Below are 9113 nucleotides of genomic sequence, written 5' to 3'. Positions count from 1 at the left end.
TGCCTCTGGTGCCGCACAGGTCGCGGCAACGCCTGCGACGGATCGGGACTGCACCCGTATTGTTTCTTCGCTGGAGCGCCTGGCCTGCTTTGACCAGGCTGCCGGCACCCCGATTCTCATCCCTGCGGTCAAGTCCCGACCGGCGGTGAGGGCGATGCCCCCCACGATTGCGCTCTTGCAGGCCAATGAGGCAAGGCGCCAGGCAGGGCAGTCAGGCTTCGTCATGTCGATCACTCCGGAAAACTCCGTCATGCCGCTGGATCAGGTGATGATTTCAGCACCGGCTATCGAAGCGGCCGATCACCGGGTGTACCTGGCCATCAGTTGCCAGTCCAACATTTCGCGACTGCAGCTTCTTCTGGATGAGCCGCTTACGCGCCATTCGGCAGACATTCAGTTGTTGCTCGATGGTCGCGCGATATCCCAGACGCGCCCCTGGCGAGTGCTTGAGGGCGGCTGGGTGGTCGACGCCGGCCGAGGATTGCCCGCCGTCGATCTGATCAAGCGCCTGGGCAGTGGCAGTCGCATTCAGGTTCACAGTGACGAGGTCAGCCTGCAGGGGTTGTTGTTCGATGCAGACGGTCTGGCGCCGCTGATCGAAGAGGAGCGCAAGGCATGTCACTGGTGACTGTCCCGAATGTTCCTTCTTTGGTCGCCGCGTTGTTGGAGCCTATAGACGCGCAGGCGCCAGCCGGGTTGTTCGATGTTGAAGACGAAACCTATCAGGGCATCGACCAGGAGATGGTCAAGCTCGGCGGGTTGCATCAAGGCAGTATCGACTGGCCATACATCGAGGAAGCATCGCGCCACTACCTGACCACACAGTGCAAACAGTTTCGGATTGTTGGGCATCTGGTGACGGTATGGCTGCGCGAACCTCGCTGGTCTCAATGGAGCAACGCGGTCAGCGTGTTGGCGGGCATGGTTGACCTGTTCTGGGAAAATGCCCATCCCAAACCGGGTCCGACCGGCTATCTGGCCAAGCGCAAGCAGATCAAGTTGATGCTCGAGCGGTTGAGCGAGGCTGTGTCGGCACTTGAGCGAACCAGTTTCAGCAGTGAGCATCACGCCGTGGCCTTAGCCGCCGTGGCCCGCCTGAAGGGCTGCGCGGCCAGGACGCAATTGGACGAGGCGGCTTTGGTCGAGCTTGATCGCGTGCTGATACGCAGCGCCGAACGAGCGACCACCCCGCGTGAGCATCAGGAGGAGGCCGCCCCGGTGGCGTCCACTGCCTCGGTGGCTCAGTCCTTGCGGGTGGTGCCAAAGGCCGGCGCGCTGGGCGGTGAACGCGAATCACGGCGAGCCGTGCTGACCATGGCTGAGCTGGTCAACCAACAAGACCTTTACGACCCGACCGGCTACCTGTTGCGACGGTTTGCCTTGTGGGCACATATCCAGACCGCCCCCGCCATCAAGCGGGATCGCTGCACTGAACTGCCTGCTGTACCCAAAGAGGTTGCTGAAGGCTATCAGGAGGCGCTTGGCGGTTCGTCCATCGAGCCTGCGTTGCTCCTGCGCATAGAAAAAAGTGTGGTTGCCTCACCGTTCTGGCTTCGCGGCAGCTACCTGGCGGCGACTGTTGCAACTCGCCTGGCAATGGAGAGTGTGGCTGAAGCCATTCGCCAGAGCGCCGTGCGCTTTGTTCAGCGTGTGCCGGCGCTAATGGAGCTGTGTTTCAGCGATGGTTCGGCGTTCGTCGACGACCAGACACGTGCCTGGCTGTCCGCGAGCGTGTCTGGGGGCAGTTCCAATGGTCCGGCACCCGAGTACGCAGACCTGCGTGAAGAGCTGGTGGCGCAGATGAGCAGTGACGGGGTCGAGGTAACCCTGCTGCGCCTGCAGGCCTTGCAATCGGAGTACGGCGCCCCGCGTCAGCGTTGCCATGCCAGCGTGATTGCCGCCGACTTGCTCAGTGCCAAGGGGCTCTCGTGGCTTGCCGATGACCTGTACGCCAGTGCCGCACGCCTCATGGCCTCGACGCCTGCCCACATCTGGGAACCCGATCTTTATAAACGCATCGCGCAGCACGGCGGGGGCTTGAACCTGGCCGATCAAGGAATGAAGGGGTAGGAGCATCATCATGGGAAATTTCGGGAAGCACCTCAAGCGGTGGGGCGGGCCAGTTGTGCAGCAGCTTCGCTCTGCGGCACTGGTGCTGATGTTGATCGGCGTGCTGTTTGTGCTGCTAGGTATCTGGTGGCTGGGGCCGCACTGGATGTGGCAGGAGCACACCCCATTGGCCGCGCTGTCTGCGCGACTTCTGGCGTCGGTGCTGGTGCTGTTGGTCCCTCTCTTGTTCTGGGCACTGCTGATGCGACACCGCTACAGGCAACTGCACGCCGAGCGCCAGCATGCGCAGGCAGTAGCTGCGGATCCTTGCCTTGCGTATGTCCAAGCCCAGGAGCGGGCGCTGAACAACAGCCTGGCCAGTTTCCTCAACAATGCACGCGGTCGACGGTCGTTGTACCAGCTGCCGTGGTACGTGGTGCTGGGTGAGGAGAATGCCGGCAAGACCAGTTTCATTACGCGCTCGAACCAGAAGTTTGCCCTTACCCGGGTGACGAAGCCGGGCCGTGTTGCTCAGGACGAACGACTTGCCTACCCGGTGGAGTGGTGGATCGGCGATGACGCGTTGCTTATTGACCCGCCCGGTGAGTTCATCAGCCAGCGTGAAGGCGAAGAACACGCGTCGGCGCAGCCGGCTGTGCAAGCCAGGAGCAAATCCCGCCCTGTGCTGCCGGCCGGTACCGAGGGTCGGCTGTGGTCGCATCTGTTGCGCTGGCTGACGGAGCATCGCAGCCGCCGCGCGCTCAATGGTGTGGTGTTGGTGGTCAATATCGTAGATTTGTTGCAGCGGCGCCCGGAGCAGCGCAAGGAGCTGGCGCATGTTCTGCGCACCCGGCTGTACGAACTCACGCGTGAACTGGGTACACGGCTGCCCTTGTACGTGGTGTTGAGCAAGGTCGACCTGCTCGATGGTTTCGAAGAGTTGTTCGCCCAGTTGCCGGCCGCGACACGTGAAGAGGTCATGGGTTTCACCTTCAGCCTGGACGCGGTGGCGGATTACGACGCCTGGCTCGATGAGTTCGCGCAACGCTTTGAGCAGTTCGTCGGCGTACTCAGCGAACAGGCCATTGATGTCATGGCGCGCGCCCAGAACGTGGCAACCCGTCGGCGCATCACTTCACTGCTGGGTGTGCTCTCTGGCGCCAGCCCGACGTTGGCCAACTTTCTCGGCGAGATGCTGGGTAGCGATCGGTTCACCACCCCGGCGCTGGTGCGCGGCGTGTTCCTGTCGTCCGTGCTTCAGCAAGGCCAGACCCACAACGCCTTCGTCATGGCGGCAGCGCAGCCGCATGAGTTGGAGCCGGCAGTAACGGAGGCCAAGCCGCAAGGCAATGCCCAGGTGTACTTCGCCCAGCATCTGTTTCAGCAAGCGATCTACCCGGAAGCAGGCCTGGCGGGAGACAACATCAACGTGGCTACCAGCAAGCGGCGAATGCTTCTGGCCAGCTCCGGGGTGGCAGGGCTGGGCATTCTTCTCTCGGTCGGCATCTGGCAGCACTATTTCGGGATCAACCGCATCAAGGCCGACAGTGTACTGAGCAAAAGCCATGAGTTCAGCGGGAGTGACATTGATACCCGTGTCGATGTCACCGGGCGCAACCTCCTGGCACCCCTGGATCAAATCCATGATGCTGTTGCGGTGTTTGGCGACTACCGCAGCGTTTGGCCCGGTGTGGCTGACTTCGGGCTGTATCAGGGCAAATCCATCGGCCCCATGGTCGACCAGGCTTACCTGAGCTTGTTGTCTCGGCGCTTCCTGCCCGCAATCGCGGGAGGGGTGATCGAGTCGATGAACGCAGCGCCTGAAGGCAGCAATCAGCAACTCGCCGCCCTGCGTGTGTACAGGATGCTCGAAGACCGGCAGAACCGACGTCCGAAGATCGTGCAGGAGTGGATGGCGCGCAAATGGCAGGTGGCCTATCCAGGCCAGGGTGAGGTGCAGGCGGCATTGATGCGTCACCTTGAGTACGCGCTCAAATATGCCGATGCCGATTTGCCCCAGTACCGTGAGCGTGCGGCTCTAGCTCAGCAGGTGTTGCGCAAGATCCCGATGCAGCAGCGCGTGTACATGACCTTGAAGCAGGATGCACACGAACACTTGCACAAGGGGCTAGACCTGCGCAATGAGGTTGGCCCGGCGTTCGATGTCGTCTATCGGCCGGTGTCGGCGAAGTCGAAGTCGGGCGATATCGATGGTGCCGTTCTGCCGCCCCTGTTGACTGTCAAAGGCTACAAGGAGTATTTCGAACCGCAGAGCGAGAACGTCACCGAGCTGGCGATGATCGACCAGTGGGTGCTGGGTGAGCGTCGGCAGATCGATTATTCCGAAGCCGACCGCAAGGCGCTGGCTGAGCGATTGCGCTCACTCTATGTCGCCGACTATGTAGATTCCTGGCGACGAGCACTGAACCAGTTTTCCATTACCGACTTCAAGGATCTGAATCAGGCGGTGGCTGTGCTGGAGCAAGTGACCGGGCCGGCGGCGCCATTGCGTCGTTTGCTGGAGTCGGTACGGGACAACAGCGAGCTTTCGGGCACGCCTGGGGCCACAGAGGGTGAAGACCCGGCAATGATTGCCATAGCCCAAACGCAAGGCCGCGAACAAACCATCGCGATACGTCGAGCGTTCTCCGGTCTGTCCGACTTGCTCTCGGCCAAAGGTGACCAGCCTGCGTACTACGATGAAACGCTGCGCGCGGTGAGTGATGTCTACCACTACGCGAAGGCAGTGCAAGACAGCCCCGACCGCGGCCGAGCTGCACTAAGCAGCGTGCTGTCGCGCTTCTCGCTGACCGGTCCAGACCCCATCAGCACCCTGCAGCGCGTGGCCGTAGGGTTGCCTGAACCAATGAATCAGCAGGTGAAAAAACTTGCTGATCAAACGGCGCAGGTGCTGGTGGTGGAGGCCCTGCGTGAACTGGAGAAGCTCTGGTACGCGGACGTCTACAGCTTTTACCAGCAACGCCTGGCGGGCCGTTATCCGTTCAACCCCGCAGGCAGCGACGCATCACTGGAAGACTTCGAGGCATTCTTCGGACCGAGCGGGCGGCTGCAGCAATTTCACGAGCAATACCTCAAGACCTTCATTCGCGACAACCTCGACGCGTTGTACTCCGACAGCCGCGGCGGTTACCTGATTCGCAACGAAGTGCTGGAGCAGATGCAGGCCGCCGAGCGCATCCGCGAGACCTTCTTCAACAATCAGGGGGCATTGGGCGTGCAGTTCAGCCTTGAGCCGTTGGGGCTCAGTGGCAACAAGCGCAGCAGCGTATTGGGGTTGGACGGCCAACTCATTCCTTACAGCCATGGGCCGAGCAATCGTATCGGGCTGATCTGGCCCAATACCCTGGGCGAGGGTGTCGGCAGCAGGCTGACCTTGATTCATGCGGCGGGCAACAGCAGCAGCCTGGGCTTTCAGGGGCCGTGGTCACTGTTCCGGCTGCTCAGCCGGGGCCAGCTCAATGGCCGGACCGATACCAGTGTGGACCTGAGCTTTCGAATAACAGACGGGATGATGCGGTATCGAATCACAGCCGAGAAGACGCTCAACCCGTTCACGCGGCGGCCGTTTCAGGGGTTTAGCTTGCCGCGCACTTTGCTGGCGGTAGATGACGTAAAAAAGCGGGAGCAATCGCTCTGAAGGGCTTCGGTTCAAGGCGCCGTTGTCACGCCAGGCTGTTGAGATCGTGAGCGCGCTTATGAAGCTACGGCCGTCGGGGCAGTCTCACCGAAGTGTTCGATGAGGATATCAATCAGCGCCCGTATCTTGCGCGAGGAGAACGCGCCAGGCGGACCTACAACGTAGATCCCCGCTTCAGGCGCGGGGTACTCGGATAACAAGGGCGTCAGATTGCCCGCCAGGATATGCGATTGCGTCAGGAAGTCTGGGAGTGCGGCCACTCCCAGACCGGCCAGGGCACCTGCCAATATGGCCTCGCCACTGTCAGCGATAAAGCGTCCTCGTGGGCGTACGATGACGGTCTTGCCCCGGTCTGTTAATGGCCACGCTTCTCCTTTCTTCGCAACCGCTTGATGATGTGAAAGGTCCTCTAGGTTTTGCGGTGTGCCGTGCGCCTCCAGATATGCAGGGCTGGCCACCAGTCGCCCTCTGAATGTGCAGATGCCTCGTGCGACCAGGCCTGAGTCCGCCAGAAAGCCTAGCCTCACGGCACAATCAAAGCCTTCACCGATAAGGTCCACCACCCGATCACTGTAGGAAGTATCCATTTGCAGTGAAGGGTGGCGTTTGGCGAGTTCAGCAAACACGGGCGCTAACTGAGAGGCACCAAATGACAACGGCGCAGCAACTCGCAGAAGGCCGCGCACTTCCCCTTGTGGCGAGAAGGTCTCTTGCGCCGCGTCGAGCTCGACGATCACACGTCTGGCGTGTTCGAGGAAGGTCACGCCCTCTTCGGTGAGCACCGAGCCTCTCGTCGTGCGCAAGAGCAGTTGCACACCCAGCGCCCCCTCCAGCCGGGCCAGGCGCCGACTCACAATGGACTTCGCGATGCCCAGCCGTCGGGCACCTGGCGCAACGCCGCCGGCGTCTGCGACTTCGACGAATGTACGCAGATCTTCCAAATTCATGGTGTTCCTCCTTTGGGAACGCAGTGGCGCCCATTGTGGGCCTAGTGGATCGAGTTCGGGAACAATAACCTATGTTCCTTAATTTCACTCACGGGATATCAACCATCATGCGTCACCCTTCAATTGCAGCGCTGGGCCGCGTCCTGCTGGCGCTTCTGTTTCTCGCAAGCGGCCTTTCCAAGCTGGGTGCGGCCGCGGCCACCAAGGCTTACATCGCCTCTGTAGGTCTACCGCTGCCTAGCGTGATCTACGCCATTGCCCTGGTGGTGGAGATCGGCGGTGGGTTGTTGTTACTGCTGGGTTTGCAGGCGCGCCTTACCGCCACGGTGCTTGCGGTGTTCACGGTGATGGCGGCGATTTTGTTTCATCACGATTTTGCCGATCAGAACCAGGCTGTGCATTTCCTCAAGAACCTGGCCATTGCCGGTGGCTTGCTCCAGGTGACCGTTGCCGGTGCCGCGCGTTTCAGCCTTGATGCGCGCCGTCTGCAAAAGGCTTGATCGGATTGAGTCAACCCAGGAGCACGCCATTCAGGGTGCTCCCTTGTTCGGTTTCTGCATCGGAGTTCAATGACGATGAAAACACCTCTTGATGGAAAAGTGACTTGGTTGCCGACGCCTGCCGCCGGCAGTGACAGCACCGCGCCAGTTGTCCCCCGGCGTGTTAAACACCTGACCCGAGGCCAGGGGCACGGCCCTATTGTCAGGTTGATGAGCCCGTCCGACCTGGGCCAGGCGCTCAAGCCTTTTGTGTTCCTCGATATTTTCGATATGGATCAGGCAGACCTGCACGCGATGGTCGTCGGCGGGGGGATGCCGATTCATCCACATTCAGGGATCGCCACGGTCACGGTGCTCACCCAGGGGCGGCTGGATTACGACGATCCGGATGCGGGCTGCGGGACCATTGGTTACGGCGGCGTGGAATGGATGAGCGCCGGCGGCGGTGTGTGGCATGGCAAGGAAATGTCGCCCCCCGCCGATGTGACGCGGGTGCAGGGCTTTCAACTCTGGCTCGCGTTACCCCGAGACGTCGAAAATGCCAAGCCGCAGAGCCGTTACATCGAAGTGGAGGGCATGCAGGCTGCTGGCCCGGCCCACGTCATTCTTGGTGTTCACCTGGGCGTCGCGAGCCCGGTGCCCGCGCCGGCTGGCGTCAACTACCTGTTGGTGACGTTACGCGCTGGCGAATGCTGGAACTACCAGCCACCGGAGGGTCATACCGTCGGCTGGCTTGCACTGGCCAGCGGCGCCGCCGTGGCCGGGGTGGCGGTTTGTGCTGGCGACATGGTGCTGTTCGAGAACGGCGAGGGGGTGATTAGCGTCCAGGCCTCAGATGACGAGGGTGCAGTCCTGGTGCTGGGATCCGCGGTGCCACATCCTTATGAGTTGCACCTGGGTTGCTACTCGGTCCATACCAGTGAGCAGGCCCTGACAAAGGGCGAAAATCGCATCCGCGAGCTTGAACGCCAATTGAAGGATGAGGGGGACCGGCGCACGAAATCTGGAACAGTGCCGATATTTGGATAAGACAGCGCGGTTCAACTTATCGCCTAGCCTGCCGCCACAACCGCCCAGCACGGCACTGACGCACTGTACGCTACGCCAGCGCTCGCAAAAGTGCTGGGTCAGGCGATGGGCGAGGAAGACGTGCTGCATGCCTCAGAAGTCGACGGTCAACCCCGCGTACAGCGCCCGTCCATCTCCCGGAGAATGCAGCGACGCATTCGCGCCATCCGGGTCGTACCACGCATATTCGTAGTAGCGATCAGTGAGGTTCTTCAATTGCAGGTCCACACTGAGGGTCTCGCTTACCTTGTACACCGCGCCGAGGTTCATCAGTACATAGCCACCATAGGTGCCCTGGGTGTTTTCGCGCTCCAGGTAGTAGTGGGTCTGGCCGTTCATCCACGCTGTCAGTTGTAGCGCAGGCGTGGCCTGATAGCTGGCCCCGGCGCTGTACAGATGATGAGGCACATGGTCGATTTCCTTGCCTTTGCTGCCGGGCAGCGCTGCGCTTGGCTCAAGAATCTTCGAGTACTGCCAGGAGTAGGACATCCACAGTTCGGTGCGTTCACCTGGGCGCATGTTCATCTGCAGGTCATAGCCCCAGCGTTTGGTCTCACCCACATTGTCCGATTCGCCACTGGGGTCATTCAGACGCCGGCTGACTTCGCCGGTAGCGTCCTGGCGCCAGTAGGCGAGGCGCCCATCCATCCAGGAGACAGGGGTGAACTTGATGCCGGTTTCCCAACCTTCGTTGATTGAAGGGGCCAGGTCCTCGTTGCGTGGCGGCACCTTGTAGGCCGCAGCGCCGGTGCCCACCTGGAAGGTACGGCCCCAGTTTGCATAGAGGCTGGCGAACGTGAAGGGCGAGTACACCACGCTCAATTTGGGCTGTTTGATCAGCCCATAGTCATTGATGTCGTAGTCAGCGCCCGTCATTTCATTGGTGAAGTC

At 61.2% G+C, this 9113-nt stretch carries 7 protein-coding genes; 5 read left to right on the top strand and 2 right to left on the bottom strand.

What is annotated here, in order from left to right; translation table 11 throughout:
* The 3 genes from vasI to tssM form a co-directional block, all read left to right on the top strand.
* Nucleotides 1-628: type VI secretion system-associated protein VasI (gene vasI / locus KUO17_RS24835; RefSeq protein ID WP_217978207.1), on the top strand; the 628-nt coding region annotated here is incomplete at its 5' end.
* On the top strand, nucleotides 616-2070 hold the full coding sequence (gene tssA / locus KUO17_RS24830; RefSeq protein ID WP_217978206.1) for a type VI secretion system protein TssA: 1455 nt from the start codon (nucleotides 616-618) through the stop codon (nucleotides 2068-2070). The genes vasI and tssA, both read left to right, overlap by 13 nt.
* A 10-nt stretch (nucleotides 2071-2080) precedes the next feature.
* A complete protein-coding gene (gene tssM, locus KUO17_RS24825; RefSeq protein ID WP_217978205.1) occupies nucleotides 2081-5707 on the top strand; it encodes a type VI secretion system membrane subunit TssM in 3627 nt (1208 codons plus the stop codon).
* Nucleotides 5708-5763: 56 nt separating this feature from the next.
* On the opposite strand, the gene KUO17_RS24820 is transcribed toward tssM, so the two are convergent.
* The gene (locus KUO17_RS24820; protein WP_217978204.1) at nucleotides 5764-6654 is read right to left on the bottom strand and encodes a LysR family transcriptional regulator; all 891 of its coding nucleotides are present in this window, start codon (nucleotides 6652-6654) and stop codon (nucleotides 5764-5766) included.
* 71 nt (nucleotides 6655-6725) lie between these two features.
* Between KUO17_RS24820 and KUO17_RS24815 the strand changes: the two genes are divergently transcribed.
* The gene (locus tag KUO17_RS24815; protein WP_217978203.1) at nucleotides 6726-7154 is read left to right on the top strand and encodes a DoxX family protein; all 429 of its coding nucleotides are present in this window, start codon (nucleotides 6726-6728) and stop codon (nucleotides 7152-7154) included.
* 75 nt (nucleotides 7155-7229) lie between these two features.
* Entirely contained in the window at nucleotides 7230-8183 is a 954-nt protein-coding gene (locus KUO17_RS24810) for a pirin family protein (protein WP_425274897.1), read from the top strand.
* A 132-nt stretch (nucleotides 8184-8315) separates the two neighbouring features.
* On the opposite strand, the gene KUO17_RS24805 is transcribed toward KUO17_RS24810, so the two are convergent.
* A partial coding sequence (locus KUO17_RS24805) for a TonB-dependent receptor (RefSeq protein ID WP_217978202.1) occupies nucleotides 8316-9113 on the bottom strand: 798 nt, incomplete at its 5' end.

Source organism: Pseudomonas aegrilactucae (assembly GCF_019168305.1).
Lineage (GTDB): Bacteria > Pseudomonadota > Gammaproteobacteria > Pseudomonadales > Pseudomonadaceae > Aquipseudomonas > Aquipseudomonas aegrilactucae.
Note: the sequence above shows the minus strand (reverse complement) of the source record. Positions and strands in the feature narration are given on the sequence as shown.

Excerpts from the sequence above, each read along its gene's own strand:
- tssA (WP_217978206.1), top strand. The coding sequence starts at position 616 with ATGTCACTGGTGACTGTCCCGAATGTTCCTTCTTTGGTCGCCGCGTTG.
- tssM (WP_217978205.1), top strand. The coding sequence starts at position 2,081 with ATGGGAAATTTCGGGAAGCACCTCAAGCGGTGGGGCGGGCCAGTTGTG.
- KUO17_RS24820 (WP_217978204.1), bottom strand. The coding sequence starts at position 6,654 with ATGAATTTGGAAGATCTGCGTACATTCGTCGAAGTCGCAGACGCCGGC.
- KUO17_RS24815 (WP_217978203.1), top strand. The coding sequence starts at position 6,726 with ATGTTCCTTAATTTCACTCACGGGATATCAACCATCATGCGTCACCCT.
- KUO17_RS24810 (WP_425274897.1), top strand. The coding sequence starts at position 7,230 with ATGAAAACACCTCTTGATGGAAAAGTGACTTGGTTGCCGACGCCTGCC.